16 protein-coding genes are annotated in these 16,526 nt (G+C 64.9%); 9 read left to right on the top strand and 7 right to left on the bottom strand.

Features of this window, described 5'->3' with window-relative positions:
• Positions 1-30: 30 nt before the first annotated feature.
• Positions 31-375: an IS66 family insertion sequence element accessory protein TnpB gene (gene tnpB / locus ACVIYL_RS32310; RefSeq protein WP_027583889.1), complete on the bottom strand. Its 345-nt coding sequence runs from the start codon at positions 373-375 to the stop codon at positions 31-33.
• Complete coding sequence (locus ACVIYL_RS32305; RefSeq protein WP_253606702.1) at positions 372-722, bottom strand: transposase; 351 nt, start codon at positions 720-722, stop codon at positions 372-374. The genes tnpB and ACVIYL_RS32305 overlap by 4 nt, the downstream gene beginning before the upstream one ends.
• Before the next feature lie 442 nt (positions 723-1,164).
• Here ACVIYL_RS32305 and ACVIYL_RS32300 point away from each other — a divergent pair, with 442 nt between their 5' ends.
• A complete protein-coding gene (locus ACVIYL_RS32300) occupies positions 1,165-1,410 on the top strand; it encodes a hypothetical protein (protein WP_141342008.1) in 246 nt (81 codons plus the stop codon).
• A 44-nt stretch (positions 1,411-1,454) separates the two neighbouring features.
• Here ACVIYL_RS32300 and ACVIYL_RS32295 read toward each other — a convergent pair whose 3' ends face one another.
• Entirely contained in the window at positions 1,455-1,583 is a 129-nt protein-coding gene (locus ACVIYL_RS32295; RefSeq protein WP_310879235.1) for a hypothetical protein, read from the bottom strand.
• A 985-nt stretch (positions 1,584-2,568) separates the two neighbouring features.
• Between ACVIYL_RS32295 and ACVIYL_RS32290 the strand changes: the two genes are divergently transcribed.
• Positions 2,569-3,048, top strand: coding sequence for an arsenate-mycothiol transferase ArsC (locus ACVIYL_RS32290; RefSeq protein WP_310879608.1), 480 nt, complete (start codon positions 2,569-2,571; stop codon positions 3,046-3,048).
• Here ACVIYL_RS32290 and ACVIYL_RS32285 read toward each other — a convergent pair.
• Positions 3,002-3,436, bottom strand: coding sequence for an NUDIX domain-containing protein (locus tag ACVIYL_RS32285; RefSeq protein ID WP_456780540.1), 435 nt, complete (start codon positions 3,434-3,436; stop codon positions 3,002-3,004). The genes ACVIYL_RS32290 and ACVIYL_RS32285 overlap by 47 nt on opposite strands.
• A 787-nt stretch (positions 3,437-4,223) precedes the next feature.
• On the opposite strand from ACVIYL_RS32285, the gene ACVIYL_RS32280 reads away from it, so the two are divergent.
• Positions 4,224-5,156: a septal ring lytic transglycosylase RlpA family protein gene (locus tag ACVIYL_RS32280; RefSeq protein ID WP_375166483.1), complete on the top strand. Its 933-nt coding sequence runs from the start codon at positions 4,224-4,226 to the stop codon at positions 5,154-5,156.
• Positions 5,157-5,189: 33 nt separating this feature from the next.
• On the opposite strand, the gene ACVIYL_RS32275 is transcribed toward ACVIYL_RS32280, so the two are convergent.
• Positions 5,190-6,125 carry an alpha/beta fold hydrolase gene (locus ACVIYL_RS32275; protein ID WP_456780539.1) on the bottom strand — a complete coding sequence of 312 codons (936 nt, stop codon included), beginning with the start codon at positions 6,123-6,125 and terminating at the stop codon, positions 5,190-5,192.
• Positions 6,126-6,287: 162 nt separating this feature from the next.
• Between ACVIYL_RS32275 and ACVIYL_RS32270 the strand changes: the two genes are divergently transcribed.
• From ACVIYL_RS32270 to ACVIYL_RS32245, 6 genes are all read left to right on the top strand, one after another.
• Complete coding sequence (locus ACVIYL_RS32270) at positions 6,288-7,547, top strand: D-alanyl-D-alanine carboxypeptidase family protein (RefSeq protein WP_456780538.1); 1,260 nt, start codon at positions 6,288-6,290, stop codon at positions 7,545-7,547.
• A 1-nt stretch (position 7,548) separates the two neighbouring features.
• Positions 7,549-8,235, top strand: coding sequence for a dTMP kinase (tmk, locus tag ACVIYL_RS32265; RefSeq protein WP_456780537.1), 687 nt, complete (start codon positions 7,549-7,551; stop codon positions 8,233-8,235).
• Positions 8,232-9,272, top strand: coding sequence for a DNA polymerase III subunit delta' (locus tag ACVIYL_RS32260; RefSeq protein WP_456780536.1), 1,041 nt, complete (start codon positions 8,232-8,234; stop codon positions 9,270-9,272). The genes tmk and ACVIYL_RS32260 overlap by 4 nt, the downstream gene beginning before the upstream one ends.
• A gap of 73 nt (positions 9,273-9,345) precedes the next feature.
• On the top strand, positions 9,346-11,340 hold the full coding sequence (gene metG, locus ACVIYL_RS32255; RefSeq protein WP_456780535.1) for a methionine--tRNA ligase: 1,995 nt from the start codon (positions 9,346-9,348) through the stop codon (positions 11,338-11,340).
• A gap of 14 nt (positions 11,341-11,354) precedes the next feature.
• Entirely contained in the window at positions 11,355-12,146 is a 792-nt protein-coding gene (locus tag ACVIYL_RS32250; protein WP_456781911.1) for a TatD family hydrolase, read from the top strand.
• Positions 12,143-12,949, top strand: a complete 807-nt coding sequence (locus tag ACVIYL_RS32245) for an MBL fold metallo-hydrolase (protein ID WP_057018661.1) — start codon at positions 12,143-12,145, stop codon at positions 12,947-12,949. Before ACVIYL_RS32250 ends, ACVIYL_RS32245 begins: the two co-directional genes overlap by 4 nt.
• A gap of 4 nt (positions 12,950-12,953) precedes the next feature.
• On the opposite strand, the gene ACVIYL_RS32240 is transcribed toward ACVIYL_RS32245, so the two are convergent.
• Positions 12,954-14,603 (bottom strand): acyl-CoA synthetase, encoded by a 1,650-nt coding sequence (locus tag ACVIYL_RS32240; protein WP_456780534.1) that lies wholly within the window; start codon positions 14,601-14,603, stop codon positions 12,954-12,956.
• A 25-nt stretch (positions 14,604-14,628) separates the two neighbouring features.
• Positions 14,629-16,515: a TRAP transporter large permease gene (locus tag ACVIYL_RS32235; protein ID WP_456780533.1), complete on the bottom strand. Its 1,887-nt coding sequence runs from the start codon at positions 16,513-16,515 to the stop codon at positions 14,629-14,631.
• Positions 16,516-16,526 lie beyond the last annotated feature (11 nt).

The raw sequence follows: 16,526 nt of genomic DNA, 5'->3' as shown, positions 1-16,526 counted from the left end.
AGGCCGCTGATTCACTTCGCCGCAGTGCTTTTACCCAACAATCTCCGGCGGCTTGACCGCCGCGGTCCGGACCCGCTTCCAGTCCATCCCATCCACCAGTGCCATCAACTGCGCAGCATTCAGCTGCACCCGATGATGCCCGATCCGCGGCCAGCAGAACCTCGCCTTCTCAAGCCGTTTTAAATAGAGGCACACGCCGGAGCCATCCCACCATACGATCTTTATTCGGTCGGCTCTTTTGGCGCGGAACACATAAAGCGCACCGTCGAACGGATCTGAGCCGGCATCGCGCACCAGCGCAACAAGGCCATCGATACCCTTGCGGAAGTCGACTGGATGGCTCGCCAGGAACACCTTCACGCCGGAGGGGATCATGCCGAACGGACCGCCCGGATCACCCGCTGCAACTGCGCCTCGTCGACGTCCACGCCGGCGCGCACGATCACCTCGCCAATGGCAATCTCGATCACCGCGCCTGCCACAGGCGCCACCACACCCTCGCAACTCGAGTGCCGTGAGCGATAACGCCGCCGCTCGGCCCGAGCGTCACGGCGCCAGGCGAACAGCTGCGACGGGTGAATGCCGATCCGGCGGGCGATCGCCGAGACGCTCGCGCCAGGCTCCAGCGCCTCCATCACGACTTGGGCCTTAAACTCGTCCGACCAGCGTCGGCGAAGCTGCCGCGGCGCTCCCTCAAGACGGTCGGCGACCGCTTCGATCATATGGAAGGTTCTAGTTCCAGAACTAGGCGCAGACATAGAAGCTCACATCGGCTCACAAACTTAGCAGCCGATAGCCGATCGTTCACCCCCTCCGCCAGACGGGGTCTCCTTGCCGCTTACCTTTTGGTGAGGGGCGGCTAGCTACTGTCTTTGCTGCCCAGCAGCTTCACGATACCCCTGTGGATCATCGAAATAGTTCCAAGAAAAGACGCCCTCAGTCTCACAAATACACTCCCCGGCGGCGTTTCCTTCCTAAACTGGGACGCTGAAATCCCCAGCACCGAGCAAACTGCAGGGGGCTATGCGGCTATGCCACGGGCCAATGACCTGAAGCCGAACGCTCCGGCATCAAGTGTGCGTGATGTGTGAGGCCGTTCACACTCGATCATCGCGAGTCGGCCTAACGCACGGATGGGTGGCAACTCGGTGTCGGAGAATCATGATGCCGTTTTTTAGCAGCCAAAGCTTGCCGTCAGCAGCCGCCGCTTCAGTGCTCAGTATTCTCATCGTGGGAGCGTTCGCCTTTTCGGCTATTGGTTATGTGGAGTGGTCATCGGGCGTTAATCTGACCCATTTCATTGGCCGGACTGCCCCGGATGCCTCGACGCCGGTTCTACCGGTCAAGGGGCGAACAGGTTGCGAGCAGGGCAATAAGCCGCTGCCGACGCTTTCTCTACCGCTCGAATGACGGCGACCTAAACCGACAGCGCCCAATCTACCAAGTAGGGGGCCTCATCGCCTGCTGGCGACGTGCATCGGCGAATTTGTGCCTGGCTCGGGCGCCCCCATAGTTGCCCATACGGCAATGCCGATGGCCAGCGCGAACAGCACGGTCTTTGCAGCAATCTTGTCGCCAGACATCTCGAGACGCCTCTCACGCGTCAGCGCGGTAAATCTCAAAAATTACGCCGCCGGGCCCGAAATGGTTTGTCCCGGCGGCGCCCTGTCATTCCCAGCGCTAGGGCCCTGAAATTCCCAGCATCATTTCCTTAGCAGGCACGCGGAGTGACGGCTGTTGCCTAACTCACACAAGGTCGAAAAGAGGAGCCGACGCTCAGGGCCGGCGCGCCAGCTCCTCCGAAACGTGACCGTGCTGCGTCCCCAACGGTCCCGTCCCTCAGAGGAGCCTGCGCCGATGGGGTTGCTGATTTGCTAACGGCCCCACATTTCCGGATGCGCCCCTCTGGGGTACCCCATGAGACCTCGGCAAGCACGAGCGACGTCGAGTACTATTCAGACTGCCGCGGATGTACCGGCGCTCTGCTGAATCGAGGCGGCCTGCTCATTGGCGCCCGTGCCCCCAGCAGACGAAACGACGGCCTCAGCGATCCCCAAGCTGGGGCCGTTTTCGTTGCCGCCCGCCGCAAAATTGGCACCCGCTCCGCCAACTCTACTTCAGATACACATTGGCGGAGCGCTGGGCGGCGATGTTTCGTCTCGGCCCCCCGTTACTAGGTATGAAAAGGAACACCTACTCGGAGATTGGCAACACCTACTGGATGTCGATTTCTGAGCGCCGATTGGCACCGCAATTGGCACCCAACTCAATAAAACGGGTAGGGACGAGCAGGCATCAGCCGGCGCGACCGCCTCGAGAAACGCCAACAAAACAAGATGCTCGGGGATGGGGCGGGACTGGAAGGACAGCGAAAACTGTATTTCAAGACCGGTGCCTTAAACTACTCGGCCACCCTTCCGGATCAAGGATCAGGCCCTTAGCGTAGGGCGGCGCCGAACGCAACGCGAACTTGGCGGCGAAACCCGGGCCGACCCGTCATTCGCCGGTCCGTGGGCCTGGGGCTCATGCTCGCAACGCCGTTGACCGCGAGGGCCCACCTTGGCCATCATGACGCCCATGAAGCGTGTCCTCTTTCTCTGCACCGGCAACTACTATCGCAGTCGATACGCAGAGGAACTGTTCAATCATCTTGCAAGAGCCGAACAACTGGCGTGGCGCGCATCCTCCAGAGGCGCGGCCGAGCGGGGATCGCCCGACAATGTCGGGCCGATGTCAGTCTTCACCGACGATCGTCTCCGCGCGAGCGGCATCGTTCCGGAAGGCGCAACGCGCTTTCCGCAGCCCTGTTCATTGGCCGACTTCGACGACGCCGACCTCGTGATCGCGCTCAAGGAGGCCGAGCACCGTCCGCTGATCGAGCGCCGGTTCCCGGAGGTCGCCGACAGGGTGACTTACTGGCACGTTGACGATATCGACTTTGCTCATCCGTCAGTCGCGTTGGCCATGATCGACGATCACATCCGCACGCTGGTTTCGGCGCTCAGGTCATCGGTTCGCGCTTCAGGAAGATCTCCAGCGCAAACGTAGCCGGGCGCGCGAGCATGTCGCTGATGCGTTCGAGATCGTCGATGGCGACGATCTCGAGGCGGCCTTCGATCACCGTCAATTGGCCGATGGGCACGTCGCGCGCGAGGAACACCTCGCCGCGAAGCGTGCCGTTTGGCGTTGCATGATCGGGACCGGAATAGCGGCCGATCAACTCGAAACGCTCGGGCGGCAGGTAGTAGCCGATCTCCTCTTGGATCTCGCGAACGACGCATTCGAGGAAGGTCTCGGCGCCCTCCCGCCGTCCGCCAAACAGGCTGATCTTTCCGCGATCGGTAACATGCGGGAGGTCGTCGCGCAGTTGCATCAGCAGCCGGCCATCTGTGCTGACGAGAAGGGCGGACGTTCCCTCCCTGACACTGCCGGTCATCCGTACATCCTCTTCGGGAAACGGCGAGGATGCGTCACGAGTGGGGCGGGGAGAAGACAGCGCGTCTGCCGCAACCCGTTTGGCGGGGAATGAGTAGGGGTAACCGATGCCCGTCGCACGGGCGCCGGTAGAATCTCAAAAACGTTCAGCCGAAAGCGAACGCCAGCAGGCTCGAGCACAGCAGCACGAGGCTTGCTGCGGTCAGGGTCAGAAACCCGTCGGAGACCAAATCGTGATTACGCATGATACACCTGCCTTCAATCGATGCTCATCCGAATTGATTAAAGCTTTCCGAACATTCACTCCTGGAAAGAGGTGACGCGTCTTTCCGCCTTCAACGGACTGTCAGGCCCGGTACCGATAGCCTTCCACGGCGTGCGCCAAGAAGATCGCCGCACTCACCAGGCCCATCACCGCTGTAACCGTCTCGATCATCGCAAACTTCCTTTGCGCCCCACACGGAGGAGAGAACGATTGCAGGCTTGCACAGTCAAAAAGATTCAATTGTTGGAATCCAAGATGCGCCCGGACTGATGATTTGCTGCAACAGTGTGTCTGATCGCGGGACAGGCGAGGGCGTTTGGCAGGGGCGAAGGTCAGTAGAACGACGGAGGCGGCGCAACAGACCATTCACCAAGACGCCACCGCCCGCCGGCTCTCCCCATTTCCGCCGTGTTCCGGTTGCGATATCGTCACGCTCTGGTGCGGAGGTGGGCCGCACAGCGACGGCAAACAACTTCGACGCCTCGGAGTAGGCGCACGTCCGGCAGAATGGTACTTGGGGCAGATGGGGATTAGACGGCCAGATTCGATGATCCGGACGGCGCGCGGCGCCGTTGCGGTGGCGACGTGCCTCGTCCTCGCCAATTGTGCCTCCTCGAACAAGTTCGCCAACCGGGTCGACCCCAAATACGGGGTGTCGTCGAGCCCGCGCGTGGTGGCGCTGGGTGATCCCGTGCCGAAAGGCGGCGGCACCTATCGCATCGGCAAGCCGTATGTTGTCGCCGGCCGCACCTATGTGCCGGAGGAGAACGAGAACTACCGCGCCGAGGGCATGGCGTCCTGGTACGGCGACGATTTCCATGGCCGCCTGACCGCCAATGGCGAGGTGTTCGACATGGGCTCGCTCACCGCCGCCCATCCGACCTTGCCGATGCCGAGCTACGCCCGCGTCACCAATCTGAGTAATGGCCGATCGCTCGTCGTTCGGGTCAATGACCGCGGCCCGTACCACGGCAATCGCCTCATAGACGTCTCGAACAAAGCCGCAGAACTGCTTGAATTCAAAGGCAATGGCGTGGCGCGCGTTCGCGTCGAATATGTCGGCCGGGCGCCGCTCGAGGGGTCCGACGACCGCCAGCTGATGGCGACCTTGCGCACCGGTACTCCAGCGCCGTCCCCGTCGATGGTCCGCGTCGCCTCCGCACGGCCGTTCGTGCCGGAGATGTCGTCCTCCTCGGGCCGGGTCCGTGGCGACGTTCCGTTGCCTGAGGGGCGGCCCTACAGCCTCGGCAACACCCAGGCCGACTACGCCTCGGTGAGCGCCACCTCGGAAATGTCGGCCTCGAGCCGGTCACACCGCCGCGCCCTGAACAATCCGCGCGAAGTCTCCTATGAGGGCGACGCGCGCTACGCCGCAAGCCCGAGCCCGGCGGCCGCCTATGTCCCGATCGACGCGCGCGGACCGGCCGAAGTCCTGAGCGGGCGCGGGCTCTACTGAGCCATGCGTTTACAGATCAGGCTGTTGGCCTGATCACTTCAGAAACGCGATCAGCGCCGCGTTGACCTCGTCGGGACGCTCCTGCTGGATCCAGTGGCCGGCCCCCTCGATGATCAGCTTCTGCTTGAGGTTCGGCAGCACGCGCTCCATGTCCGCGACCCGCTTGGCGCCGATCAGCCCGGTGATCACCGAATCATTCGAGCCGGCGATGAACAGCGACGGCTGATGGATCTGCGCGTCCTGCCAGGGCGCGGTCAGCTCCCAGTTGCGGTCGAGATTGCGGTACCAGTTGAGGCCGCCGCGGAAGCCGGATTGCTGATAGCCTTCGGCGAATTCGGCAATGTCGGCCTCGGTCAGCCAGGCCGGCAACGGCATTCCGGCCGGCAGCTTGCCGAGGAAGCCCTTGGCCTCGTCGACGAACATCGAGCTTGGATCGGAGACGCCACGCCCGAGCACCAGGCGCATGGTGTGGGCGATGTCGCGCTCGAACTCGGCCTCGGCCACGCCGGGCGGCTGGAAGTACTGCCAATAGAAATTGGTGATGCCGCTGTCGCGCAGGGTCTCGAGCGGGCGACCACGGCCGCGGAACGGCGGCGGCACGCTGAGGCCGGCGACCTTCGTGAAGATGTCGGGACGGAACAGGGCCGCGTGCCAGGCCACCGGCGCGCCCCAGTCATGGCCGACGATCATCGCGCGTGTCTCGCCGAGCGCGGCAACCAGCGCCACCATGTCTCCGACCGTATCGAAGATCGTGTAGGCGCCGACCTCGGCCGGCGCGCCGGTGCGGCCGAAGCCGCGCATGTCAGGCGCGACGACCCGAAAGCCTGCCGCGGCCAGCGCCGCGATCTGGTGCCGCCATGAATAGGACAGTTCCGGCCAGCCATGACAGAGCACGACCAGCGGGCCTTGCCCGGCCTCGCGCAGGAACATGTCGATGCCGTTGGCGGAGATGGTGCGGGAGGATGACATTCGCGTTTCCGCCTTGTTTGCCGGTTCTGCTGACGTTAGCTGGTTCCAAGGATACGGACGTTCGACGCAGGCGGCAATCCAGCTTGCCGTGCACAAGCGCAGAAACCTCAGTTGTTTGCGATACTTCCAGCTGTTAGAACGCAGTCTTTCAGGACATCGCCGATGGCAGCCCAGACCGCAGTTCCCCGCACGTTGTCAGCTCGCGCCGGGCGTTGCTGGCGCGGCCTGGTCGCGGCCGCGGTCGCGCTGGCGATCGGTTGCGGCGGGGTGGTCTACGCCGCCAACAACAGCGTCCAGGGCGCCAAGAAAGAAGAGGGCGGCTTCGACGGCGATGCGCCGACCGCGATCCTGGTGGAGGCCTCAAGCGGCAGCGTGCTGTTCGAGAAGAACGCCGACGAATTGCGCGCGCCATCCAGCATGATGAAGCTGATGACGGCCGAGGTGGTGTTCAACGCCATCAAGAAGGGCGACGTCAAGCTCACGGACGAGTACCGGATCAGCGAGAACGCCTGGCGACGGGGCGGGGCGCCGTCCGGCACATCGACGATGTTCGCGGCGATCAACAGCAAGGTCTCGGTCGACGATCTCCTGCATGGCGCGATCATCCCGAGCGGCAACGACGCCTGCATCGCGCTCGCCGAAGGCATTGCCGGCAACGAGCATACCTTTGCGACCGACGTCATGACCAAGCGCGCCCGCGAACTCGGCATGACCAAGTCGACCTTCGGCAATTCCAACGGGCTGCCCGACCCGGCCAACAAGATGACGGTCCGGGAGCTCGCAATGCTGGCGCGGCACATCATCCTGACCTACCCGGACAGGTACAAGCTGTTCGGCGAGAAGGAATTCACCTGGAACAAGATCCGCCAGCAGAACCGCAATCCGCTGCTGAACGCCTTGCCCGGTGCCGACGGCCTGAAGACCGGCTACACCAAGGAAGGCGGCTACGGCATGGTCGGCTCGGCGATGCAGAACGACACGCGGCTGATCGTCGTGGTCAATGGCCTCGAGGATTCCGAGGACCGCGCGACCGAAGCCAAGAAGATGCTGGAATGGGGGTTCCGCAGCTTCGAGACGCGGACCCTGATCGCGGCCAATCAGCCGGTCGGCTACGCGCGGGTGTTCGGCGGCGAGAGCCGCTCGGTCAAGCTCGTCAGCCCCGATCCGATCAAGGTGATGGTGTCGAAGAACGGCAACGACAAGCTGCTCGCGCGCGTCATCTATAGCGGCCCGGTCAAGGCGCCGATCACCGCCGGCCAGAAGATCGGGGTGGTGCGGGTGTGGCGCGGCGCCAATGTCGCGATGGAGGCTCCGGTCTTCGCAGCGGACGCCGTCGGCACCGGATCGACGATGCGTCGCGCGCTCGATGGCGCCCAGGAGCTGGTCATCGGCATGTTCCGCGCAGGGGTCGAGAAGCTCTGACATGGCGGAAGCAGCAGTCCAACGGCCGAGCTTGCGCGGTCGCTTCATCACCTTTGAGGGCGGCGAGGGGTCGGGCAAATCGACCCAGATCCGCAAGCTTGCCGAACGGCTCGATGTCGCCAAACTGCGCGCGATCGTGACCCGCGAGCCGGGCGGCTCGCCGGGAGCGGAGATCATCCGTCACCTCGTGCTGTCGGGGATGGGCAAGCTGCTCGGGCCGGAGGCCGAGACGCTGCTGTTCGCCGCCGCGCGCGACGACCATGTCCGCACCGTGATCCTGCCGGCGCTCAACCAGGGCATCTGGGTGCTGTGCGATCGTTTCTTCGATTCCACGCGTGCCTATCAGGGCCAGCTCGGGCAGGTGTCGCCCGAACTCGTCAACGCCATGCAGCGCGTGACCATCGGTAATCTCAAGCCCGATCTGACCTTCATCCTCGATGTGCCGGTCGAGGTCGGACTGCAACGCGCTGCCGCGCGCCGCGGCACCGCTACGGCCGATCGCTTCGAAGCCGAAGGCATCAAGTTCCATCAGGATTTGCGTGACGCGTACCGCCGGATCGCAGCCGAAGATCCGGAGCGCTGCGTGCTGATCGACGCCACGGCCGATCCGGACACGGTCACGGCCAGGATATGGGCCGCGCTGCGCGAACATCTGCGCGCAACGCTTGCGGCGGACAGCATCGCATGAGCGCGCGCAAGGTCGAACAGGAGAGCGCCGCCCGCCATCCGCGCGAAACGCCGGATTTGTTCGGGCATCGCGAGGCGGAGACCGCGCTGCTCGATGCCTATCGCAGCGGGCGAATTCCGCACGCCTGGCTGATCGGCGGCGCGCAGGGCATCGGCAAGGCGACGCTGGCCTACCGCATGGCGCGGTTCGTGCTGGCGTTTCGCAATCCGAAATCGTCCCAGGTGCAGCAGGCGCCAACGCTGCGGGTCGATCCGGCCGACCCCGTGGCGCGGCAGGTCGCGGCAGGCGCTCATGGCGGGCTCCTTGTGCTCGAGCGCGGCCTCAACGATCGCGGCGTGATGCGGACCGTCATCACCGTCGACGAGACACGCGAGACCATCTCGTTCTTCGGCTCGACGGCCGCGGTCGACGGCTGGCGCGTCTGCATCGTCGACACCGTCGACGAGCTCAATCCCAACGCCGCGAACGCGCTGCTGAAAATTCTCGAGGAGCCGCCACAGCAGTCGCTGTTCCTCCTGGTCAGCCACGCACCGTCACGGGTGCTGCCGACCATTCTGTCCCGCTGCCGCAAATTGCTGCTGCGGCCGCTGGAGACGGACGATGTGGTGCGTGCGGCCGCGGCCGCAACCGATATCGAAGCCGCAGATCCGGCGCTGGCGGAAACCGCCGCAGCATCCGAAGGCAGCGTCGGGCGGGCGCTGTCGCTGCTCGGCGGCGATGCGCTGAAACTGCAGCAACGCACGGCCGCGCTGCTCGCGACGCTCCCGAGCGTCGATCCGCGTGAGCTGCATGCGCTGGGCGAAGCGCTCGGCACCAGCGACCGCGTCGCGCTCGCCGCCTTCATCGACGGCATCGATCGCTGGATGAGCGAGCGCATGCGCACGGGCGACGCCAATGCCAATCTGCCGCGCCTTGCACGGCTGGCGGAGGTATGGGAAAAGATCGTCCGCGCCGCGCGCGATACCGAAGCCTACAATCTGGAGCGCAAGCCGCTGGTTTTCTCGGTGTTTTCGATGCTCGCGGATGCGACCCGATAGACACCGCGTCTGACAACACATCCGTCTGACAACACTCCCGACAATCTCGTTTCGATCTGCAAAGGATTCCGTGGTGGCGACCGCTAAGAAGAAATCGTCGAAGAAAGCCAAGAAGACGAAAAAGGCATCGCCCGCTCGCGCGACCAGCAAAGCCACGGCGAAATCGCGCGCGGCCAAGAAGGCCGGGCGCGTCGCCAAGAAAGCGAAGAAGGCCGCCAAGTCCAAGTCCACGTTCAAGACCGGAGCCAAGGGCGCCAGGAAATCGGCGGCGAAGAAGGTCGTCAAAAAGACCGTCAAGAAGGCTGCGAAGAAGACGGCCAAGAGCACGGCCAAGAAGGCTGCTGCGAAGGCCATCAAAGCTCCGCCGAAGAAAGTAGCCGCAGCAGCCGTCGCACCGGCGGCAAAGAAGCCCGCCGCGCCGATGGCTCCCGTTACCGAGAAGGCGCCGAGACCGGCAAAGGTTCGCGCGCCGAAGCAACCCGCAGCGGCAGCTCCTGCGGCCGCTTCCGTCCCGGTGCCCGCCGCGGACCGCGGCAACGTCTTCTACATCACGACCGCGATCGCTTATCCGAACGGTCAGCCGCATATCGGCCACGCCTATGAGGCGATCGCTACCGATGCGCTGGCGCGCTTCCAGCGGCTCGACGGCAAGGACGTGTTCTTCCTCACCGGCACCGACGAGCACGGACAGAAGATGATCCAGACCGCGGCCGGCGAGGGCATGACGCCGTACGATCTCGCGACCCGCAACGCGGCGCGGTTCAAGGAGATGGACGAGCGTCTCAACGTTTCGTTCGACCGCTTCATCCGCACCTCGGAGCCTGCGCATCACGAGTCGGTGCAGGCGATCTGGCGCGGTATGCAGGACAATGGCGACATCTATATCGACACCTATGCCGGCTGGTACTCGGTGCGCGACGAGGCCTATTACGCCGAGGAGGAGACCGTCGTCGGCGAGGACAATGTCCGCCGCGGCCCGCAGGGCACGCCGGTCGAATGGGTCGAGGAGAAGAGCTATTTCTTCAAGCTGTCGGCCTACCAGGACAAGCTGCTGCACCTTTATGAGAGCCAGCCCGATTTCATCGGCCCGGATTCGCGCCGCAACGAAGTGATGAGTTTCGTGCGCGGCGGGCTCAAGGACCTCTCGATCTCGCGCACCACGTTCGACTGGGGCGTCAAGGTCCCGGACGATCCCGAGCACGTGATGTATGTCTGGGTCGACGCGCTGACCAACTACATCACCGGCGTCGGCTATCCCGATGAGAACGACAAGCATTGGCGCTACTGGCCGGCCGACGTGCACATCATCGGCAAGGACATCATCCGCTTCCACGCCGTGTACTGGCCGGCCTTCCTGATGTCGGCAGGCATTCCCGTGCAGAAGCGGGTCTATGCACACGGCTTCCTGTTCAACAGGGGCGAGAAGATGTCGAAGTCGGTCGGCAACGTGGTCGACCCCTTCAATCTCGCCGAGCAGTACGGCGTCGACCAGATGCGCTACTTCTTTCTGCGCGAAGTGCCGTTCGGCCAGGACGGCAACTACAACCACGAGGCCATCGTCGCGCGTATCAACGCCGACCTCGCCAATGATTTCGGCAATCTGGCGCAGCGTTCATTGTCGATGATCGCCAAACAACTCGGCGGCGTGCTGCCGGAGCCCGGCGAACTCAGCGACAACGACGAGGCGATTCTGGCGCTGGCCGACGCCATGCTGGAGACGTCACGCACCGCGATGGCGACGCAGCAGATCCATCAATGGCTCAACACGGTCTGGGCCGTGGTCGCCGAGGCCAACCGCTATTTTGCCGGCGAAGCGCCGTGGGCGCTGGCGAAGACGGATCCCGCGCGCCAGAAGACGGTGCTGTATGTCACCGCCGAGGTCGTGCGCCAGATCGCGATCATGGCGCAGGCCGTGATGCCGGAGTCCTGCGGCAAGATGCTCGACAGCCTCGGTATCGCTGCTGACGCCCGCAGCTTCGCGGCGGTCGCCGAACGGATCAAGCCGGGTACGGTTTTGCCTGCGCCTGTCGGCGTCTTCCCGCGCTATGTGGAACCGAAGACCGAGTGAGTGGTTCGAAATTCATGCTGGTCGACAGTCATTGCCATCTGGATTTTCCCGACTTTGCCGACGATCTCGACGGGATCGTCGGGCGCGCCGAGGCGGCCGGCATTGGCCGCATGGTCACGATCTCGACCCGGGTGAAGCGGCTCGGCGGTCTGCTCGCGATCACGGAGCGCTTTCCCGACGTCTACTGCTCGGTCGGCACCCATCCGCATCATGCCGACGAAGAGGACGGCATCCCGGCCAGCGAACTGATCGAACTGACGAAGCATCCGAAGGTCGTGGCGCTCGGCGAGGCGGGGCTCGACTATTTCTACGAGCACGGTTCGCGCGAGGCCCAGGAGCGCGGCTTTCGCGCGCACATCGCGGCGGCTCGCGAAACCGGCCTGCCGCTCGTCATCCACACCCGGGAGGCCGACGAGGATTGCGGCCGCATCCTGGAGGACGAGGTCGCGAACGGCCCGTTCAAGGCGGTTCTGCACTGCTACACCGGCGGGCGCGAACTCGCGATGAAGGCGATCGCGCTTGGGCTGTCGATCTCGTTCACGGGCATCCTGACCTTCAAGAAGTCCGACGCGCTGCGGGCCCTGGCAGCCGAGCTGCCGGCCGACCGCATCATGGTCGAGACCGACGCGCCGTATCTTGCGCCCGGCAAATTCCGCGGCAAGCGCAACGAGCCGTCCTATGTCGTCGAGGTCGCCAGGGTGCTCGCGGAAACCCGCGGCGTTTCCCTGGAGGAGATCTCGCGACAGACCACCGAAAACTTCTTCCGGCTGTTCTCCAAGGTGCCGGCGCCGAAGGTTGCTGCATGACGCTGACACTGACCATTCTGGGCTGCGGCTCGTCCGCCGGCGTGCCGCGCCCGGCACTCGGCTGGGGCGCCTGCGACCCCAGCAATCCCAAGAACCGCCGCCGCCGCTGCTCGATCATGGCCGAGCGCACCATGGAGCACGGCACCACGCGGGTCGTGATCGACACTTCGCCCGATCTGCGCGAGCAGCTGATCGACAGCAATGTCGAGCACATCGACGCGGTGTTCCTGACGCATGAGCATGCCGACCAGACCCACGGCATCGACGATTTACGATCGGTCGTGCTGCACCAACGCCGCCGCATCCCGGTCTACTTCAACCAGTCGACCGCGAAGGACATGATGGCGCGGTTCTCCTATTGCTTCATCTCGCCGGAAGGCAGCGACTATCCGCCGATCCTGACGCGGCATTCGATCGAGGCCGGCGAGAGCCATACGGTCCAGGGGAAGGGCGGCCCGCTGAAGCTCGCGGCCTTCCTGGTGCACCATGGCAAGATCCCGGCGCTCGGCTACCGCATCGGCGGCGCCGCCTACACGCCCGATCTGCACGACATCCCCCAGGAGAGCTGGCCGGCGCTCGAAGGTCTCGATCTCTGGATCGTCGACGGCTTGCGCTATGCGCAGCATCCCAGCCATTTCAGCGTTGCGGACGCGCTGTCGTGGATCGAGCGCTTCAAGCCGAAGCGCGCGGTCATCACCAACATGCATTCCGACCTCGACTACGAGGTGCTGCGGCAGAGCCTGCCGGCCGACGTCATCCCGGCCCATGACGGCATGCGGCTGACGCTCGACCGGGCAGGCTGAAGACTCAGGCCGAGATCGCCTTGGCGGATCCGACCTGGTTGCGCAGCAGGAATTTCTGGATCTTGCCGGTCGAGGTCTTCGGGATCACGCCGAACACCACGGATTTCGGCGTCTTGAACCCCGACATGTGCTCGCGGCAATAGGCGATGATCTCGGCCTCGGTCGCCTTGGCGCCGTCCTTCAGCTCGATGAAGGCGCAGGGCACTTCACCCCATTTCGGGTCGGGCTTTGCCACGACCGCCGCGAACAGCACCGCCGGGTGCTTGTAGAGGATGTCCTCGACCTCGACGGAGGAGACGTTCTCGCCGCCGGAGATGATGATGTCCTTGGAGCGGTCCTTGATGATGACGTAGCCGTGCTCGTCGAGCACGCCGAGATCGCCGGTGTGAAACCAGCCGCCGGCAAAGGCTTCCTGCGTCGCCTTCGCGTTCTTCAAATAGCCCTTCATCACGATGTTGCCGCGGAACATGACCTCGCCGATGGTCTCGCCGTCGCGCGGCACCTCGCGCATGGTCTCGGGATCGAGCACCGTGACGCCTTCCTGCAGCGGATAGGACACGCCCTGGCGCCGCTTCAGCTGCGCGCGCGCATCAGCCGACAGCTCGTCCCAGCCCGGCTGCTCGGCGCAGACCGAGGCGGGGCCATAGACCTCGGTCAGCCCGTAGACGTGGGTCAGCTTGATGCCGATGCGCTCGCCACCCTCGAGGACGGCAACCGGCGGCGCCGCGCCGGCGATCAGGCCGACAACGGGCTTTGCCTTGCCGCCCTTTGGCGCATCGGGCGCGTTGATCAGCGTGTTGTAGACGATCGGCGCGCCGCACATGTGGGTGACGCCGTGTCTCGGGATCAGTTCGAAGATCTTGGCCGGGTCGACCTTGCGCAGGCAGACATTGACGCCGGCGGCCGCCGCGATCGTCCAGGGGAAGCACCAGCCGTTGCAATGAAACATCGGCAGCGTCCAGAGATAGACCGGATGCTGGCCGAGATTGCCGGCGAGGATGTTGCTGACCGCGTTGAGATAGGCGCCGCGGTGATGGGTCACGACGCCCTTGGGATTGCCCGTCGTGCCCGACGTGTAGCTCAGCGCAATAGCATCCCATTCGTCGGCCGGTGGCCGTTCCACGAAGCCGGGATCGCCCGCCGCGACCGCCGCCTCATACTCGATCGCGCCGATCCGCTTGCCGCCGCCGAAGGCCGCGTCATCGACGTCGATCACGAACGGCTTTGCGCCCTTCATCAGGGTCAGGGCCTCCGCGATCACGCCGGAGAATTCGGGATCGACCAGAATGATCTTTGCGCCGCCATGCTCGAGCTGGAACGCGATCGATGCCGCGTCGAGGCGGATGTTGAGCGCGTTGAGCACCGCGCCGGTCATCGGCACCGCGAAGTGCAATTCGTTCATCGCCGGGATGTTCGGCAGCATCGCCGCGACCGTGTCGCCATGGCCGATGCCATGGCCCGCGAGATAGGACGCAAAGCGCCTGCAGCGCTCGTAGGTCTCTTTCCAGGTGAAGCTGCGGCCCTCATAGACCGCGCTGAGATGGTCGGGATAGACGGCGGCCGAGCGCGCCAGGAAGCTCAAAGGCGAGAGCGGCACGTAGTTGGCCGGCGTCTTGTCCAACCCGATCGAGTACTGGTTCTGAGCTGCACTCATGGCTCTATCCCATCCGCAAGGTGCTTTACAGGAAGCCGATCGATATCCAGGGGAAGATGGCGACGATGATCAGGCCGATCAACAGCGCCAGCATGTAACCCCAGATCGGCCGGATACCCTCGGCCGGATCGACGCGCCCGATGGCGCAGGCGGCATAATAGCCGACCCCGAACGGCGGCGCGAACAGCCCGATGCCCATCGCCAGGATGATGATCATGGCGTAGTGCACCTCGTGGACGCCGACCTGGTGCGCAATCGGAAACAGCAGCGGCCCGAACAGCACGATCGCCGGGATACCCTCGAGCACGCTGCCGAGGATCACGAAGGCCAGGATCGAGACCGCGATGAAGGTCGCTGAACCGCCCGGCAGCCCGGTCATCGCCGCCGCCAGCGCCCGCGAGAAGCCGGACTGGGTCAGGCCCCAGGCCATGCCGGTCGCGGTACCGATGATGAACAGGATCGCCCCCGACAGGCATGCCGTGTCGATCAGCATCGGCAACAGACGTCGCCAGTTGAACTGGCGGTAGATCAAGAGGCCGATGACGAAGGCGTAGACGATGCCGATGGTCGACACTTCGGTGGCGGTGGCGATGCCTTCGACCACGGCGTAGCGGATCACGAAGGGCAGGGCCAATGCGGGCAGGGCGAACACCAACGCCTTGCCGATCTCGCTGCCGGTGGCGCGCTGGACGTGGCTGCGGTCTTCGCCGCGGTAGCGCCACCACACCAGCCCCGACAGCGTGATCGCCAGCACCACGCCGGGCAGCAGGCCGCCGGTGAACAGCGCTGAGATCGAGACGCCGGTCACCGAGCCGATCGTGATCAGCACGAGGCTCGGCGGAATGGTTTCGGTCTGCGCGCCGGTGGCGGCGAGCAGGGCGACCAGATCGCCCGGCTTGGCGCCGCGCTGCTTCATTTCCGGGAACAGCACGGGCGCGACCGCGGCCATGTCGGCGGCCTTCGATCCGGAGATGCCGGAGACCAGATACATGGCGCCGACCAGCACGTAATGCAGGCCGCCGCGGACATGGCCGAGCAGGCTCGCCAGGAACGCCACCATGGCCCGCGCCATGCCGGTCATCTCGATCAGGAGGCCGAGGAAGACGAACAGCGGTACCGACAGCAGGATCAGATGGCTCATGCCCTCGTCCATCCGGCCGACCAGCACCATCAGCGGCGTTCGGGTGGTCAGTGCCAGGTAGCCGAAGATCGCCATGCCGAAGGCAAAGCCGATCGGCACGCCGGCAAACACGCAGAAGCCGACCACGCCGACGAAGAAGATGATCAGGTTGAGATTGCCGAGCGGCCGCAGCATCGGCTGCGCCAGCCAGAATGCCCCGATCAAGGCCGCGACGGTCAGCGCGGCCAGCAGGAAGGTCTTGAAATCGCCGACCCGCGCCAGCCGCAGCAGCGCGAACAGTGCCATCAGGCAGGTGCCGACCGGCAGCGCCGCCGCGCGCCAGGTGTTGGAAATCTGCAGCGCCGGCGTCGTGATGAAGCTTTCCTCGTAGGCGTATTCATAGGCCGGCCGCACGATCAGGATCAGGAACGCCAGCGCGGCGCAGGTCGCGACGACGTCGAGATAGGCCCACAGCCGCGGTCCCGCACTTGCGACCAGCGCCGTCATCCGCATGTGCTCGCCGCGGCGAAACGCCACCGCCGAGCCGAGCATCGCGAGCCACAGGAACAGGATCGACGCCAGTTCATCGGACCAGATCAGCGGCGCATGGAGCACGTAGCGCGACACCACGCCGGCGAACAGGATCACGACCTCGGCGACGACAAGGATCGCCGCCGGGATTTCGACCAGCATCCCGAGCGCCGCGTCGATGGAACCGAGGACGGAGCGGCGGCGAGGGGGCTGCGACGCCGCCTCGCCGGCCACGGCCGGCGTCATCTCGACATGAGCCATGGCAAGCCTCC

Source organism: Bradyrhizobium sp. USDA 3315 (assembly GCF_054056795.1).
Note: the sequence above shows the minus strand (reverse complement) of the source record. Positions and strands in the feature narration are given on the sequence as shown.